Origin of the sequence: Bradyrhizobium sp. CCBAU 45321 (assembly GCF_028128975.1) — a bacterium.
Classification (GTDB): Bacteria; Pseudomonadota; Alphaproteobacteria; order Rhizobiales; family Xanthobacteraceae; genus Bradyrhizobium; species Bradyrhizobium yuanmingense.
On the sequence record NZ_LFKZ01000120.1, the window covers coordinates 1 to 14,316 of the forward strand.

Consider the following 14,316-nt stretch of genomic DNA (forward strand, 5'->3'; position numbering starts at 1 on the left):
CGCGATCGCCAGGGTGGGCGGCGTCCGCCCGAGGTCGGCCCCCCGCCGCCGCTGCCGTCCTCACCCGGCGTGCGCGGCTTCCGCGACATCACGGCCGACGCCAACGATCTCGGCGGTGCCGCCGCGCAGGCCAGCCGCGCCGCGCGCCGCACCTACGCCAACGTGCCCTCGCCCTCGCCGGAATTCGACCGGCTGGAGCCGAGCCTGGAAAACCGCGCCGGTGAGACCGAAGCGCCCTATTCCTATGACGAGTCGATCGAGGAGGCCGAGCGCTACACGCCGCAGCCGCCGTCGCCGCGTCCGCGCATCGCCCCCGATCGCGACGTCAAGAAGCGCGCCCGCACCGGCTCCGCCTTTCCGTTCAAGAGCGCGATTGCCGTCGGCATCGTGCTCATCCTGGTCGGCGCCGGCATCCTCTGGGGCAAGCAGCTGGTGCAGATCGTCAACGGCTTTCTCAAGCCGTCCGCGACGCAAGTTGCTGACACGCCGACGACCCCAGCGCAGCCGCAGAGCAAGCCCAAGATTCCCGATCGCGTCGGTCAGCCCTCGGCGGACCAGCCGGTCGCGCCGGTGGCGCAGAAGGTCGTGCTCTACGACGAGGATCCGTCCGATCCGAAGGGCAAGCAATATGTCGGCTCGGTGGTGTGGCGGCTCGAGCCGATCAAGGCCTCGGGCAACCAGAAGGCCGACGTCGCCGTGCGCGCCGACATCGAGATTCCCGACCGCAAGTTCAAGATGACGATGTCGTTCCGCCGCAACACCGATTCCTCGTTGCCGGCGAGCCACACGGCGGAACTGACCTTCATCCTGCCGCAGGATTTCCCCGGCGGCAGCGTCTCCAACGTGCCGGGCATCTTGATGAAGTCGAACGAGCAGGCCCGCGGCACGCCGCTCGCCGGCCTCGCGGTCAAGGTCACCGACGGGTTCTTCCTGGTCGGCCTCTCCAATGTCGACGCCGACCGCGCCCGCAACGTCCAGCTCCTGAAGGAGCGCTCCTGGTTCGACGTGCCGCTGGTCTACGCCAACCAGCGCCGCGCCATCATCGCCATCGAGAAGGGCGCCCCCGGCGAGCGCGCCTTCAACGACGCCTTCGCGCAGTGGGGCGACTGAGGTTCTTCTGTCATTCCGGGGGGCGCGTAGCGCGAACCCGGAATCCATTTCAACGCGTCACATGCCGCCCGATGGATTCCGGGCTCGTGCTTCGCACGCCCCGGAATGACGTCCGAGAGGACTACTGCGCCGCGGCTTCCCGCTTGCGCGATGCCGCGGCGGCGGCGTGCTGGCGGTCCATCACGGCGCGGCAGCCGGGGCTGACCTGCGCCTTGTTCCGCACCATGCAGGCGGTGATCCGCGGGATGTCGGGAATTTCGCTGGAGCACAGCCGCATGGCGTCACCCGAGCACATCTGCTGGGCTTCTTGCGTGAAGGCGAGACTGGGTGAGGTCTGGAGAGCGAAGGTGGTGGCGACTGCGAAGAGCGAAGCGATGGTCTGAAGGCGTGTCATGTGGAATGGATCCCCGAGTTCCCGTAAGGCTTGAGCCGCTTGGTTTTGGGGCGCCGCACGCGGCTTGATCTGCCGCATGTCGCAGCCTTCACGTCGGGAGCTTCGATCCCGCGTGTGGTCGCTCGACTTCTTGATGCTCGAATCGAAAGTGCTGCGCCGCCCGAGCGAAGTATGCGCCATTGTCACGCGCCCGCAATGGCCGGCACAAAGGAATTCGCAATTGTTGCACGCCAGTCACGTCGCGCGATCAGATCAGCCGATCGGAGACGCTTGTTCCGCGTCGCTCGCGCCGAGAGCGGCGGCGTGCTCCTCGACAGCAGTCACGCCCTTGGGCGTCAGCTCGAACAGATCGCCGTCCTTCATCACGTAGCCGTCGGCGATCAATTGCCCCATCTTGCCCTGCCGGTCGTCGGCAAAGGCAACGGACTGGCTGATGTCCCGCAGGATCGAGAGTTCTTCGTCGTGCAACATGGCGTCACTCTCCGTTCGCGGGTATGGGTTCGTCCTCACATGCCGTGGCTCTGAAACACCTTGCTGCAGGACTTCGACAGCTTGCCCCGGTTGGCTTGCAAGCAGCTCTGCACTGCCCCATCATTGCCGAGGTCCTTGCGGCAGAAGCGCTGCGCATCGCGCGTGCAGGCCTGCCGCTCCTGCGGCGTGCCCATATGACCTTGGGCCAGCGCGGGTGCCGTCGGCAGGCTGCTCAGGGCCGTCAGCGCGATCGTCGCCAGAAAGAATTTGCGGGCCATCGGCGGCTCCAGTCTGCCAGGGGTTGAACTGCCAGGGTTGAATTCAGTCCAGCATGAACTCATCGCCTTGCCACTTGTTCCCCTTGAGGAGCCCGGCACCCGCTGTTCAAGGTTCCCGCTGCGCTGCTATAACGCCTGCAGAGTGTGAGGTGCTTGATGAAACGCTATCTGGTATTTGCGCTGGTCGTCCCATTCATCGGCGGGTTCCTGCTGCTGCTGACGACGACCTACCAGTCCGGCTATTGGGCCCAGACCAACCTCGGCGAGGTCGGCAAGCTGTTCGCGGTGTTCTTCAAGACGCTCCAATACAGCTACCTGTTCGGGTTCTTGCCTGCGCTGATGATCGGCGCAGTCGATGACATCCTGATCCACATCCGCCGGATCGGGCCGGTCTTGCGGATGCTCCTGGTCGGCCTGTTCGCCTTCGCTCTGGCCTCGCTCACTCACAGCTCGCGCGGGCCGGATTCGGGCGCGGTGCAGATCATCCTGTACGGGCTCGTCGGTTTCGTGCCGGCGGTGATTTCATCCTGGCTGGTGCATCGCTACGTCGAGGAGCCGCAAGCCGTGCCGGTGCCGACCTGACGCGCGGCGTTCGGGCGCGGCCGCAACCTCCGCCGCGCTGGCGCGTTCACTGAAGGCCATGGCCATGCAAGACGACGACATCCTCGCTCCGCGCAAATCCCGTTCCGGGAGCGGCTCGCATGCGCGCTTCTCGCGCGACGAGGCGCGCGGCCCGATCATCGACCAGGACGGCCACGAGATCAGGCCGGAAAGCCTGGAGCACGGATTTCGCGAGTTTCGTTTCGAGTTCGGTCAAGGCAGCCCGTTCGGCAATCTGACGCGCGAGCAGCGGATCGCGCGGCTCGAGGCGATCGCCAAGCTGCTCGACGTCGCCTTCATCCTGCCCGGCACCAACATCCGCTACGGCATCGACGGGCTGATCGGATTGATTCCCGTCGTCGGCGACATCATCACCACCGCGATCTCGCTGTGGCTGGTGCGCGAAGCCCGCGCGCTGGGCGCGCCCTGGCACATCACGGCGCGCATGCTCGGCAATGTCGCGGTCGACGGCGTGGTTGGCCTGGTCCCGTTCGCGGGCGACGCCTTCGACGTCATGTTCCGCGCCAACACGCGCAACGTCCGCCTGCTCCAGCGCTGGCTGGAAAAGCAGCCGCGGATGTAGCCTGGCTGAGAGCGCTCGCCGCGAGTCCGACTGGTCGACAATGCGCTCCATCTCCCAGAGTCGTCATTGCGAGCGCAGCGAAGCAATCCAGAATCTTGCCGCGGAGGGACGCTGGATTGCTTCGCTGCGCTCGCAATGACGGATGAGAGATAGCGGGTGAGAAAGCCCCCAAAACACAAAAGGCGCGACGACCTTTCGGCCATCGCGCCTTCTGCGCACATCGAACTTGTTGCGAAAGCTTACGCCGCGTCGGCGTCGGTCTCCGCGGCCGGGGCCGGCTTGGGCCGGCGGGGCAGCGGGAAGGCATCGCTCTCGTACAGCGAGCGGATGCCGTTCTGGTCGAAGCGCGCTTCCTCGACCTGGAGATAGGCGCCGTTCAGCGAGTCCGTCGGCAACTGCTCCATCGCGAACTGCACGGCCTCGGCCGCAGTACCGAACCGCCGATAGGTGAAGCCCGCGCGCTTCTTCTTGCGGATGGCGGCGGGGAAGAGCTCGGCGGAGGTGTTGAAGTTGAACGGACGCAGTGGACGCATGGTCAAAGACCTCGTGATCTTCTCTGGGGCTTTAAGCGCGTGGGGTTGGGGAGGGCAGGGGCCGCAATCGAGCGGGCCCGCCGCATGTCATTGTCGCCCTCTAATATAGGCCGATTTGACAAAAATGCGACCCCCGCGATGCGAGATGATGAATCAGCGCATGGCAGCCCCGCGGAGACGAAACTTATCGATATTTCAAAGGCTTATCACTTAAACTTTGTCAAGAAGCAGCAGCACGACCAGGATCACCAGCACGACCCCGCCGATCCCGATACCGGAATGGCCAAGGCCATAGCCGTAGCCGCCGAACCGGCCCGACAGGCCGCCGACGAGATAGATGATCACCAGGATGATCAGGATGGTCCCAAGCGCCATGGCATCCTCCCTGGCGGCCACCGAAATGCGATGATCGGCCGCACCGCCAGAGCAGAAAAGCACATCACGCCGCCGGGTTCCACGGGGGAACCCGGCGGCGGGCTTGGGTTATTTGGGCTCGAGCTTCAGCGCCGCGGAATTGATGCAGTAGCGCAGGCCGGTCGGCCCGGGGCCGTCGGGGAAGACGTGGCCGAGATGGCCGCTGCATTTGGAGCAGAGCACCTCGGTGCGGATCATGCCGTGGCTGGTGTCCCGCTCCTCGTCGATGTGGCTCTCGACTGCGGGTTGGGTGAAGCTCGGCCAGCCGCAGCCGGAATCGAACTTGGCATCCGACTCGAACAGCACATTGCCGCAGCCGGCGCAGACGTAGGTGCCGGCACGGTGGTCGTGCTCATATTCGCCCGAGAAGGGACGCTCGGTCGCCTTCTCGCGCAGCACGGCGTATTGCATTGGCGTCAGCTCGCGCCGCCACTGCTCTTCACTCTTGATGACCTTGTCGTCGGTCGTTTTCGTCTTGGTGTCGGGCATGGGTCTCCCGTTGCTTTGGTGATCTCGCGATCAGTTGGTCGCCTTGCCGGCATTAACCAGCGTCGGCTTCTCGATGTAATTATCCGCGAACAGCTTTTTCAGGTTCTCGACCTTCGGAATGTCGTTGAAGGCGATGTAGGGCTGGTTCGGGTGCAACGTCATATAGTCCTGGTGATAGGCCTCCGCCGGATAGAACGCCTCCAGCGCGCCGATCTTGGTCACGATCGGCTTGTTGAACACCTTGGCGCCGTTGAGCTGGGCGATATAGGCCTCCGCGACCTTCTTCTGCTCATCCGACGTGGTGAAGATGGCCGAGCGATATTGCGGGCCGACGTCGGGACCCTGGCGGTTGAGCTGGGTCGGGTCGTGCACTACCGAGAAGTAGATCTGGAGGATCTTGCCGTAGGAGATCTTCTTCGGGTCGTACTTGATCTCGACCACCTCGGCATGGCCGGAGCGGCCGCTCGACACGGTCTTGTAGTCGGCGGTCGCCTTGGTGCCGCCGGCATAGCCGGAGACCGCGTTGACCACGCCTGCGGTGTGCTGGAAGACGCCTTGCACGCCCCAGAAGCAGCCGCCGGCGAGCACGGCGGTCTGGACGCCGCTCGCGGGTGCCGCGTCCAATGTAGGGGCTGGGATCACGACCGCCTCCTCCGCGGCCCGCGACGGCATCACGAAAGCCAGCGTCAGGGCGGTGGTTGCGGCGAGCAGGGTGGCGAGGGCGGTTCGGCGCATGGCATCCTCTTTCGGAAGGGCTGACAGTCTAGGGCGTTCGGGACCGGGCGAACAGCCTGCCCGGCCGCGTTTTCGCATCATCCGAGATACGGGCCGTACCGCAGATTGTTACGCCGGGGCGGACACGAGACCGTGAGGACGCGGCTGACACGGCGACGGGCCGGCTTGGCGGGATGCGGAGACGCTGTCCATGGCCATCGACCTCGATCCCGGCAACGTCGTCGCGCTCAACCTGCGCGGCCTCGCCTATGAGCGGAGCGGGCAGGAGGATCTCGCGATGGCCGACTACAACCTCGCGCTCCGGAAACGCCCGGCCTATGGCGTTCCCTACAACAACCGCGGCGTCATCCACGCGCGCCGCGGCGCGCTGCAGAGCGCGATCGACGATTTCAGCCTGTCGATCAAGTACACGCCGAAATTCCTGCTCGCCTGGACCAATCGCGCCCGCGCGCGCACGCTGATGAAGGATTTCGACGGCGCCATCGCCGATTTCGCCGAGGCCGAGAAGATTGATGCGGCTGCGCCGCAGATCGCCGGCAACCGCTGCATCACCTACGGCATGACGGGCAAGTTCGACCGCGCCCTGGCCGATTGCAATGGCCTGATCGAGAAGCAGCCCAGGAACGCGCGTTCGTGATCAACAACCGCGCCGACGTCAACATGATGAAGGGCGATCTCGACGCGGCGCTGAAGGATTACAACACGGTCATCCAGATCAACCCGAACAATGTCCGCGCCCATTCCGGCCGCGGTCAGATCTACGAGCGCAGGAAGGATCTCGCGCAGGCCCGCGCCGATTATCGCGCCGCCGCCTATTCGCTGACCAGGTTCGACGAGACCGAGGTTGCGCGCGCCCGCGCCATCGCGCAGGAGCGGCTCGCCGCCCTGACGCCGAAGGAGGCGGCGACCGGCCGTCGCGTCGCGCTGGCGGTCGGCAACGGCGCCTACAAGAACGTCCATGCGTTGCCCAATCCGCCGCGCGACTCGCAGCTGATCGCGGGCGTGCTGCGCGACCTCGGCTTCCAGACCGTGATGGACACCAGGGACCTCACCCGCGATGCGTTCTTCCAGACGCTGAAGGCCTTCGCCGAGGAAGCGGAAAAGGCCGATTGGGCCATGGTCTATTATGCCGGCCATGGTTTCGAGATCGGCGGGGTGAACTATCTCGTTCCGGTCGACGCCAAGCTCACCGCCGACAAGGACGCCGAGACCGAGGCCGTCGCGCTCGAGCAGGTGATCGCCGCGGTCGGCGCGGCGCGAAAAGTGCGTCTCGTCGTCCTCGATGCCTGCCGCGACAATCCGTTCGCGCCGGCCATGCAGCGCACGCTGTCGCTGAAGCTGGTCGAGAAGGGCTTTTCCAACATCGAGCCCGGTGCCGGCTTCATGGTCGTCTACGCCGCCAAGCACGGCCAGACCGCGATGGATGGCGATGGTAGCCCCAACAGCCCGTTCGCCACCGCGCTCGCGCGCGAGATCAAGCAGCCGCGCGTCGAGATCCGGAAATTGTTCGACATCGTCCGCGACGACGTCTGGGCCGCGACCAGGCACGAGCAGCAGCCGTTCACGTATGGGTCGCCGCCGGGGCGGGAAGATTTTTACTTCGTTGCGGGGAGGTGAGCTTTGGAGAGAGGCCGTAGCCCGGATGGAGCGCAGCGTAATCCGGGAATCGCGATCGCGGATCCAACCCCGGATTACGCTACGCTCCATCCGGGCTACAAGTGCCGTAGGTGGGCAAAGCGAAGCGTGCCCACGCGTTTATTCGCTTATGGAGAAAGATCGTGGGCACGGCGCTTTGCGCCTTTGCCCACCCTACGGCAGCGGCGCTCTAGACGACGATACTCAGCCGTCTAGCCGCCCGCGTGATGCCGGTATAGAGCCACCGTGCTCGCGAATCCTGAAACGCAAAGCTCTCGTCGAACAGCACGACGTCGTCCCATTGCGAGCCCTGCGATTTGTGCACGGTCAGGACATAGCCGTAGTCGAACTCGTCATAAGGTTTGCGCTGCTCCCAGGCGATCTGCTCGACGCCGCCCTCGAAGCAATCGGCGCGCACTGAGACCTTGGTCACCTTGTGGCCGAAATCCTCGTCCGGCGACAGCCGCATCGAGAGGATGCGCGATTTCGATCGCGAGGTGTTGCGCGACTTGACGCGCCACAGGCCGCCATTGAACAGGCCCTTCTTGCGGTTGTTGCGCAGGCACACCAGCTTGTCGCCGGCGACGGGAAACTGATCCTCGATATTCTGGCGCTGGCGTACCCGCATGTTGTAGGCGCGGCGGGTGTTGTTGCGGCCGACCAGGATCTGGTCGGCGCCCATGACGCGATCGGGGTCGAGCTCCTTGCGCGAGACCACCTCGCTCTCGCCATAGCGGCCGATGTCGAGCTCGCGTCCTTCGCGCACGTCCATCGACATCCGCACGATCGGATCGTCCTGGGCCTGGCGATGCACCTCGGTGAGCATCGCGTCCGGCTCGGAATTGGTGAAGAAGCCGCCGCCCTGGATCGGCGGCAACTGCGCGGGATCGCCGAGCACCAGCAGCGGACAGTCGAACGACATCAGGTCGCGCCCCAATTCGGCATCGACCATCGAGCATTCGTCGATCACGATCAGCTTCGCCTTCGAGGCCGGCGCATCATCCCACAGTTCGAAGCTCGGCTGCTCCTCGCCGGATTCGCGGGCGCGGTAGATCAGCGAATGGATGGTGGAGGCGCCGTCGCAGCCCTTGTTGCGCATGACGAGGGCCGCCTTGCCGGTGAAGGCGGCGAACTTCACCTCGCCGTCGACGCCCTCGGCGATGTGCCGCGCCAACGTGGTTTTGCCGGTGCCGGCAAAGCCGAACAGGCGGAACACCGGCGGCGTGCCGCCCCGTCCCGGCTTGGCCTTGAGCCAGTCGCCGACGGCCTTGAGCGCAGCATCCTGATGCGGGGTGAATGTGGCCATGTCTGTCTTGAGGGAGCGGCGAATGAGGCGATTCGCCTTCCCCCAAACTAACCATTCGTCCCGCCCATTCAAGCGGGCAGGGCCCCCTACTGCCAGCCGGGAACGCCGCGCATGTCGGGCAGCTGGTGAGCGATGCCCTTGTGGCAGTCGATGCAGGTCTTTTCCTTGGTGAAGAGGAAGCGCTGGTGCGCCACCGAGGCCCGCGGCGACTGCTTGGTGATGTCCATGGAATCGGCGCTGTGGCAGTTGCGGCATTCCAGGGAATCATTGGCCTTGAAGCGCGCCCATTCGTGCGCGGCGAGCTCGAGCCGGTGATCCTGGAATTTCTCGCGAGTGTCGATCGTGCCGAAGATCTTGCCCCAGACCTCCTTGGAGGCCTGCATCTTGCGCGCGATCTTGTCGGTCCAGTTGTGCGGCACGTGGCAGTCCGGGCAGGTTGCGCGCACGCCGGAGCGGTTGGTGAAGTGGACGGTCGACTTCAGCTCGGCGTAGACATTGTCCTTCATCTCGTGACAGCCGATGCAGAACTTCTCGGTGTTGGTGATCTCCAGCGCGGTGTTGAAACCGCCCCAGAAGATCACGCCGGCGACGAAGCCGGCCAGCACGAGGGTGCCGAGCGCGAACACCGAGCTCGGCCGGGTCAGCACCTGCCACAGCTCAAGCACGAAAGCCCAGCTCCGCGCGATGACGCCGCGCTTGGCATTCAGCTCGGCGTTGGGATCGTCGGCAGTCGTCGTCATCTGCGGCCACCCGGGCTTGCGCGTGACAGCAGCGTGTCGATGTCGGTGAAATCGTTGCTGACCGGCGGATTGGCGGTGTTCTGCGGCACGTGGCATTCGGTGCAGAAGAAGCGGCGCGGCGAGACCGAGGCCAGGAACTGGCCGTCGCGATCCATGAAATGCGTGATCGAGACCATCGGCGCCTGCGACTCGGCGGTGCGCGCCCGCGCATGGCAGGACAGGCACTTGTTGCCGTTGAGGTCGACCTGGTAGCCGTCGATATTGTGCGGGATGACGGGCGGCTGCTCCGGATAGTTGCGCACCTCCTTCTCGGAGGTGTTGCGGTTCGGCAGCATCGGCGGCGCCGGGCCCTCGTCGTTGAGCGGGGTCGGGCCGCGCAGGCCGGAGCTCACGGTCTGCGCCGTCAGCGAACTCGTGCCCGCTGCGATCGCGAAAGCGAGCAGGATGATTGCGGATCGTTTCATCATGACATGTTCACTCGCTCGATGCGCACGGCGCATTTCTTGAAGTCGGTCTGCAGCGAGATCGGATCGGTGGCGTCGAGCGTCACCTTGTTGATCAGCTTGGATTCGTCGAACCACGGCACGAAGACGAGGCCGCGCGGCGGCCGGTCGCGGCCGCGCGTCTCGACGCGGGCGCGGATGAAGCCGCGGCGAGAGACCACCTTCACCTCGTCGCCGCGCCGGAGCTTCGCCTCCTGCGCATCGTCCGGGTGCATGAAGCAGACCGCTTCGGGAAAGGCCTTGAACAGCTCGGGCACGCGGCGCGTCATGGTGCCGGAATGCCAGTGCTCCAGCACGCGGCCGGTCGAGAGCCAGTAGGGATATTCGTTGTCGGGCGATTCCGCCGGCGGCTCGTAGGGCAGCGCGAAGATGCGGGCCTTGCCGTCGGCATGGCCGTAGAACTGCACGTTGGTGCCCTGCTTGACGTAGGGATCGCTGCCTTCGCGGAAGCGCCACTTGGTCTCCTGGCCGTTGACGACGGGCCAGCGCAGGCCGCGCTCCCGGTGATAGGTGTCGAACGGCGCGAGGTCGTGGCCATGGCCGCGGCCGAATTGGGCGTACTCCTCGAACAGGCCCTTGTGGACGTAGAAGCCGAACGCCTTGGATTCGTCGTTGGCATAGCCCGGCTCGATATCGGTGACCGGGAATTTGTCGACCTGGCCATTCTTGTAGAGCACGTCGAACAGGGTCTTGCCGCGATATTCCGGCTTCTTGGCGATCAGCTCGGCGGGCCAGACCTCCTCGATTCTAAAGCGTTTGGAGAACTCCATGAGTTGCCAGAGATCCGACTTCGACTCGCCCGGCGCGGAGACGAGCTGGTGCCAGAACTGGGTGCGCCGCTCGGCATTGCCGTAGGCGCCTTCCTTCTCCACCCACATCGCGGTGGGCAGGATCAGATCGGCCGCAATCGCCGTCACGGTTGGATACGCATCCGAGACCACGATGAAATTGTCGGGATTGCGGAAGCCGGGATAGGTCTCCTCGTTGACGTTGGGACCGGCCTGGAGGTTGTTGTTGACCTGCACCCAATAGGCGTTGATCAGTCCGTCCTTCAGCATCCGGCTTTGCAGCACGGCGTGCGCGCCGGGCTTGTCGGGAATGGTGCCCTCGGGCAGCTGCCAGATCTGCTCGGTGTGGTCGCGATGCTTCTTGTTGGTCACCACCATGTCGGCGGGCAGGCGGTGCGAGAAGGTGCCGACCTCGCGCGCGGTGCCGCAGGCCGAAGGCTGGCCGGTCAGCGAGAACGGGCTGTTGCCGGGCGCGGAGATCTTCCCGGTCAAAAGGTGGATGTTGTAGACGAGGTTGTTGCACCAGACGCCGCGGGTGTGCTGGTTGAAGCCCATGGTCCAGAACGAGACCACCTTCGTCCTCGGGTCGGCGTAGAGCTCGGCGAGCGCCTCGAGACGGTTGAGCGGCACGCCCGACATTTGGGCGGCTTTCTCCAGCGTGTACTCCGACACGAACTTGGCGAATTCGTCATAGCTCATGTCGGTGGCGTCGTTGGGTTTCGCCGCGCCCGTCGCCTGCTTCTGCAGCGGATGCTCGGGCCGCAGGCCGTAGCCGATGTCGGTCTGGCCGCGCTTGAACACGGTATGCGCGGCAACGAAGTCCTTGTTGATGCGACCGGTCTTGATGATGTGGTTGGCAATGGCGTTGAGGATGTACAGGTCGGTGTGCGGCTTGAACACCATGCCGATATCGGCGAGGTCGAACGAGCGGTGCTCGAAGGTGGAGAGCACGGCGACGCGGACATGCGGTGCCGACAGCCGGCGGTCGGCGATGCGCGTCCACAGGATCGGATGCATCTCCGCCATGTTGGAGCCCCACAGCACGAAGGCGTCGGTCGCCTCGATGTCGTCATAGCAGCCGGCCGGCTCGTCGATGCCGAAGGTGCGCATCATGCCGGCGACCGCCGAGGCCATGCAGTGCCGCGCATTGGGGTCGATGTTGTTGGTGCGGAAGCCGGCCTTGAACAGTTTTGAGGCCGCATAGCCTTCCCAGATCGTCCACTGGCCGGAGCCGAACATGGCGACGCCGTTGGGCCCGCGCTTCTTGATCGCCTCCTTCCACTTCAGCTCCATGATGTCGAAGGCTTCGGTCCAGCTCACCGGCGTGAACTCGCCGTTCTTGTCGTATTTGCCGCCCGTCTTGCGCAGCATCGGCTGCGTCAGGCGGTCGTGGCCGTACATGATCTTGGAGAGGAAGTAGCCCTTGACGCAGTTGAGGCCGCGATTGACCTCCGCCTTGATGTCGCCGTGGGTAGCGACGACGCGGTTGTCCTTGGTCGCGACCATCACCGAGCAGCCGGTGCCGCAGAAGCGGCAGGCGGCCTTGTCCCATTTCAGTTCGCTCTCCTTCCGCTCGGCGGCGAGGTTCGCGGCGAGCGCCGGTGCCGGCAGGCCCGCGGCGGCCGCGGCGATCGCGGCAGCCTCGAGCTTGAGCATCTGGCGGCGGTCGAGCTTCGGCGATGTCATGATGGCTCTCCGGCCCTTAGGTCGTTTCGATGGCGTGGAACACCAGCGCCGCGGAATAGACGTGTTGCAGCGACTGGATGGTGTTGAGCATGGTGCCGAGGCTGGCGGCATCCGGCGCTTCGGCGACGACGACGAGCTTTCCGCGCGGATCGCGGGCATGGATCTCGCAGCCGGAAAGCGCTGCGATCTCCGCTTCCAGCTCGGCCAAGCGCTCGGGCCGCGCCTGCACGATGATGCTGGCGATCTCCGCGCCCGGCGGCGCGATGACGCGGTCGGCGCTGAGCGCCCGGCCGGTGATGAGGGCGCGGCGGTTGAGTGTGGCGTGAGCCATGATGCCTGTCTTTCGCTGGTTGCCGATCAATGCGGGGAGGGCGGCGGGCCGGGAGGGCCGGCGAACATCTGGTAGATCCAGACGCCGAGGCCGTAACTGCCGACGGTCCCGACCGCGAGCACGGGCATCACGATCGCGGTCAGGAACAGGAAGGCGAAGATCTCCATGCGCTTACGGCGCACGCGCGACGTCGTGTCGTCAGGGGCCGACATATTCGGTCTCTTGAATGCTGTGGGGAATCGTGACGGCATCCGGGCCGTCGCCTTGCTGCACTTTAGATACGTTCCACCCGACAACGCGTTGATTTGGATCAATGTCGGTTGGCTGCTTCTCGCTGCGCCGGAGGATGGATCGTCTCCCACGTGGCGGAATTGCGCATCCGTAGACAGCGTCGCCTCGCGCACTAAGATGCCGTTAACAACAATAAGCGGGAGAGCGACGCCATGAAGTTCGGCATCTTCTACGAGCTGCAGCTGCCGCGGCCCTGGGTGGCCGGCGACGAGCTCGCCCTCTACCAGAACGCGCTGTCGCAGATGGAGCTCGCCGACAGGCTCGGTTACGACCATGCCTGGGTGGTCGAGCATCACTTCCTCGAGGAATATTCGCACTCGCCCTCGCCGGAATCGTTCCTCGCTGCCGCAAGCCAGCGCACCAAGAACATCCGGCTCGGCCACGGCATCCTCCAGCTCACCACCAACCATCCGGCGCGCGTCGCCGAGCGCGTCGCGGTGCTGGATCTGCTCTCGAACGGCCGCTGCGAGTTTGGCATGGGCGAGAGCGCCTCGATCACCGAGCTGGAGCCGTTTGGCCGCGACATGGAGACCAAGAAAGAGGTGTTCGAGGAGGCGGTCGCGGCGATCTTCCCGATGTTTCGGGACGCCGGCTCAGAGCATCACGGCAAGTATTTCGACATCCCCTTGCGCAATGTCGTGCCGAAGCCGGTGCAGAAGCCGCACCCGCCGTTGTGGATGGCCTGCTCGCAGCTGCCGACCATCGAGCGCGCCGGCCGCCATGGCTTCGGCGCGCTCGGCTTCCAGTTCGTCAGCGCCGACGCCGCGCACGCCTGGGTGCACGCCTATTACAACGCCATCACCAAGCGCCTGCACAAGCTCGCCGACTACGAGATCAATCCGAACATGGCGCTGGTCTCGTTCTTCATGTGCGCCAAGACGGACGAGGAGGCGCGTGCCCGCGCCGACGGCGCCACCTTCTTCCAGTTCGCGCTGCGCTTCTACGGCGCTTCGCAGAGCCGCCAGCGCCCCGCGCCCTACACCGTCAACATGTGGGACGAGTACAACAAGTGGAAGCGCGACAATCCGCAAGCCCAGGAGGCGGCGCTGCGTGGCGGCCTGATCGGCTCACCCGAGACGATCCGCAAGAAGCTGAAGCGCTTCCAGTCCTCGCACATCGACCAGGTCATCCTGCTCAACCAGGCCGGCAAGAACAGCCACGAGCATATCTGCGAGTCGCTGGAGCTGTTCGGCCGCGAGGTGATGCCGGAGTTCCAGAACGATCCGGCGCAGGCGGCCTGGAAGCAGGGCGTGATGAGCGGCGAGATCGAGCTGGAAGAGATCGATACCGAGGCCTTCACCGATCGCTACGGCAAGCTGGCGATCAACGTGGCCCCCGCGAAGGCGGCGGCGGGGTAGCGTGTAAGCAACGACAGGTCCTGGCGCTGAAGCCGGTGCGGGGAGCCGCGCAGGAGTGCGGCGTTTTGACC

At 65.3% G+C, this 14,316-nt stretch carries 17 protein-coding genes and 1 pseudogene; 5 read left to right on the top strand and 13 right to left on the bottom strand.

Annotated elements, in window-relative coordinates:
* Nucleotides 1-1,110, top strand: a 1,110-nt coding sequence (locus ACM43_RS16290) for a hypothetical protein (protein ID WP_271541249.1), incomplete at its 5' end; no start/stop codon positions are given.
* Between the two features lie 121 nt (nucleotides 1,111-1,231).
* Here ACM43_RS16290 and ACM43_RS16295 read toward each other — a convergent pair.
* The 3 genes from ACM43_RS16295 to ACM43_RS16305 form a co-directional block, all read right to left on the bottom strand.
* Complete coding sequence (locus ACM43_RS16295) at nucleotides 1,232-1,504, bottom strand: hypothetical protein (protein ID WP_035998968.1); 273 nt, start codon at nucleotides 1,502-1,504, stop codon at nucleotides 1,232-1,234.
* 252 nt (nucleotides 1,505-1,756) lie between these two features.
* Nucleotides 1,757-1,975 (bottom strand): hypothetical protein, encoded by a 219-nt coding sequence (locus ACM43_RS16300; protein WP_197963910.1) that lies wholly within the window; start codon nucleotides 1,973-1,975, stop codon nucleotides 1,757-1,759.
* A 35-nt stretch (nucleotides 1,976-2,010) separates the two neighbouring features.
* Nucleotides 2,011-2,253: a cysteine rich repeat-containing protein gene (locus ACM43_RS16305; protein WP_271541257.1), complete on the bottom strand. Its 243-nt coding sequence runs from the start codon at nucleotides 2,251-2,253 to the stop codon at nucleotides 2,011-2,013.
* 156 nt (nucleotides 2,254-2,409) lie between these two features.
* On the opposite strand from ACM43_RS16305, the gene ACM43_RS16310 reads away from it, so the two are divergent.
* Nucleotides 2,410-2,835: a DUF5413 family protein gene (locus tag ACM43_RS16310; RefSeq protein ID WP_271541259.1), complete on the top strand. Its 426-nt coding sequence runs from the start codon at nucleotides 2,410-2,412 to the stop codon at nucleotides 2,833-2,835.
* Nucleotides 2,836-2,893: 58 nt separating this feature from the next.
* Complete coding sequence (locus ACM43_RS16315) at nucleotides 2,894-3,436, top strand: DUF4112 domain-containing protein (protein WP_271541261.1); 543 nt, start codon at nucleotides 2,894-2,896, stop codon at nucleotides 3,434-3,436.
* Between the two features lie 239 nt (nucleotides 3,437-3,675).
* Here the strand turns inward: ACM43_RS16315 and ACM43_RS16320 are convergent, their stop codons facing one another.
* From ACM43_RS16320 to msrA, 4 genes are all read right to left on the bottom strand, one after another.
* Entirely contained in the window at nucleotides 3,676-3,969 is a 294-nt protein-coding gene (locus ACM43_RS16320) for a hypothetical protein (protein ID WP_024337713.1), read from the bottom strand.
* Between the two features lie 210 nt (nucleotides 3,970-4,179).
* Nucleotides 4,180-4,344 carry a DUF3309 family protein gene (locus ACM43_RS16325; RefSeq protein ID WP_271541263.1) on the bottom strand — a complete coding sequence of 55 codons (165 nt, stop codon included), beginning with the start codon at nucleotides 4,342-4,344 and terminating at the stop codon, nucleotides 4,180-4,182.
* 108 nt (nucleotides 4,345-4,452) lie between these two features.
* Nucleotides 4,453-4,872, bottom strand: a complete 420-nt coding sequence (gene msrB / locus ACM43_RS16330) for a peptide-methionine (R)-S-oxide reductase MsrB (RefSeq protein ID WP_271541266.1) — start codon at nucleotides 4,870-4,872, stop codon at nucleotides 4,453-4,455.
* A 30-nt stretch (nucleotides 4,873-4,902) separates the two neighbouring features.
* The gene (msrA, locus tag ACM43_RS16335; RefSeq protein ID WP_157287406.1) at nucleotides 4,903-5,607 is read right to left on the bottom strand and encodes a peptide-methionine (S)-S-oxide reductase MsrA; all 705 of its coding nucleotides are present in this window, start codon (nucleotides 5,605-5,607) and stop codon (nucleotides 4,903-4,905) included.
* A 178-nt stretch (nucleotides 5,608-5,785) separates the two neighbouring features.
* Here msrA and ACM43_RS16340 point away from each other — a divergent pair.
* Nucleotides 5,786-7,224 (top strand): annotated as a pseudogene (locus ACM43_RS16340) (caspase family protein); the annotation flags it as partial.
* Between the two features lie 208 nt (nucleotides 7,225-7,432).
* Here the strand turns inward: ACM43_RS16340 and ACM43_RS16345 are convergent.
* The 6 genes from ACM43_RS16345 to napE all read right to left on the bottom strand — a co-directional run bounded on the left by ACM43_RS16345 (nucleotide 7,433) and on the right by napE (nucleotide 12,808).
* A complete protein-coding gene (locus ACM43_RS16345) occupies nucleotides 7,433-8,548 on the bottom strand; it encodes an ATP-dependent DNA helicase (RefSeq protein ID WP_271541270.1) in 1,116 nt (371 codons plus the stop codon).
* Between the two features lie 86 nt (nucleotides 8,549-8,634).
* Nucleotides 8,635-9,288 (bottom strand): NapC/NirT family cytochrome c, encoded by a 654-nt coding sequence (locus ACM43_RS16350; protein WP_157287404.1) that lies wholly within the window; start codon nucleotides 9,286-9,288, stop codon nucleotides 8,635-8,637.
* Nucleotides 9,285-9,755 carry a nitrate reductase cytochrome c-type subunit gene (locus tag ACM43_RS16355; RefSeq protein WP_036022095.1) on the bottom strand — a complete coding sequence of 157 codons (471 nt, stop codon included), beginning with the start codon at nucleotides 9,753-9,755 and terminating at the stop codon, nucleotides 9,285-9,287. The genes ACM43_RS16350 and ACM43_RS16355 overlap by 4 nt, the downstream gene beginning before the upstream one ends.
* A complete protein-coding gene (napA, locus tag ACM43_RS16360) occupies nucleotides 9,752-12,265 on the bottom strand; it encodes a nitrate reductase catalytic subunit NapA (protein ID WP_271541276.1) in 2,514 nt (837 codons plus the stop codon). Before napA ends, ACM43_RS16355 begins: the two co-directional genes overlap by 4 nt.
* A gap of 16 nt (nucleotides 12,266-12,281) precedes the next feature.
* Complete coding sequence (locus tag ACM43_RS16365; protein ID WP_271541278.1) at nucleotides 12,282-12,596, bottom strand: chaperone NapD; 315 nt, start codon at nucleotides 12,594-12,596, stop codon at nucleotides 12,282-12,284.
* 26 nt (nucleotides 12,597-12,622) lie between these two features.
* On the bottom strand, nucleotides 12,623-12,808 hold the full coding sequence (napE, locus tag ACM43_RS16370; protein ID WP_018318384.1) for a periplasmic nitrate reductase, NapE protein: 186 nt from the start codon (nucleotides 12,806-12,808) through the stop codon (nucleotides 12,623-12,625).
* A gap of 231 nt (nucleotides 12,809-13,039) precedes the next feature.
* Here napE and ACM43_RS16375 point away from each other — a divergent pair, with 231 nt between their 5' ends.
* Nucleotides 13,040-14,245, top strand: a complete 1,206-nt coding sequence (locus tag ACM43_RS16375) for an LLM class flavin-dependent oxidoreductase (protein WP_271541283.1) — start codon at nucleotides 13,040-13,042, stop codon at nucleotides 14,243-14,245.
* Nucleotides 14,246-14,316: the final 71 nt, after the last annotated feature.

What these genes read in the sequence shown, in the direction of transcription:
- ACM43_RS16295 (WP_035998968.1), bottom strand. Translation starts at nt 1,504, where the DNA reads ATGACACGCCTTCAGACCATCGCTTCGCTCTTCGCAGTCGCCACCACC.
- ACM43_RS16300 (WP_197963910.1), bottom strand. Translation starts at nt 1,975, where the DNA reads ATGTTGCACGACGAAGAACTCTCGATCCTGCGGGACATCAGCCAGTCC.
- ACM43_RS16305 (WP_271541257.1), bottom strand. Translation starts at nt 2,253, where the DNA reads ATGGCCCGCAAATTCTTTCTGGCGACGATCGCGCTGACGGCCCTGAGC.
- ACM43_RS16310 (WP_271541259.1), top strand. Translation starts at nt 2,410, where the DNA reads ATGAAACGCTATCTGGTATTTGCGCTGGTCGTCCCATTCATCGGCGGG.
- ACM43_RS16315 (WP_271541261.1), top strand. Translation starts at nt 2,894, where the DNA reads ATGGCCATGCAAGACGACGACATCCTCGCTCCGCGCAAATCCCGTTCC.
- ACM43_RS16320 (WP_024337713.1), bottom strand. Translation starts at nt 3,969, where the DNA reads ATGCGTCCACTGCGTCCGTTCAACTTCAACACCTCCGCCGAGCTCTTC.
- ACM43_RS16325 (WP_271541263.1), bottom strand. Translation starts at nt 4,344, where the DNA reads ATGGCGCTTGGGACCATCCTGATCATCCTGGTGATCATCTATCTCGTC.
- msrB (WP_271541266.1), bottom strand. Translation starts at nt 4,872, where the DNA reads ATGCCCGACACCAAGACGAAAACGACCGACGACAAGGTCATCAAGAGT.
- msrA (WP_157287406.1), bottom strand. Translation starts at nt 5,607, where the DNA reads ATGCGCCGAACCGCCCTCGCCACCCTGCTCGCCGCAACCACCGCCCTG.
- ACM43_RS16345 (WP_271541270.1), bottom strand. Translation starts at nt 8,548, where the DNA reads ATGGCCACATTCACCCCGCATCAGGATGCTGCGCTCAAGGCCGTCGGC.
- ACM43_RS16350 (WP_157287404.1), bottom strand. Translation starts at nt 9,288, where the DNA reads ATGACGACGACTGCCGACGATCCCAACGCCGAGCTGAATGCCAAGCGC.
- ACM43_RS16355 (WP_036022095.1), bottom strand. Translation starts at nt 9,755, where the DNA reads ATGATGAAACGATCCGCAATCATCCTGCTCGCTTTCGCGATCGCAGCG.
- napA (WP_271541276.1), bottom strand. Translation starts at nt 12,265, where the DNA reads ATGACATCGCCGAAGCTCGACCGCCGCCAGATGCTCAAGCTCGAGGCT.
- ACM43_RS16365 (WP_271541278.1), bottom strand. Translation starts at nt 12,596, where the DNA reads ATGGCTCACGCCACACTCAACCGCCGCGCCCTCATCACCGGCCGGGCG.
- napE (WP_018318384.1), bottom strand. Translation starts at nt 12,808, where the DNA reads ATGTCGGCCCCTGACGACACGACGTCGCGCGTGCGCCGTAAGCGCATG.
- ACM43_RS16375 (WP_271541283.1), top strand. Translation starts at nt 13,040, where the DNA reads ATGAAGTTCGGCATCTTCTACGAGCTGCAGCTGCCGCGGCCCTGGGTG.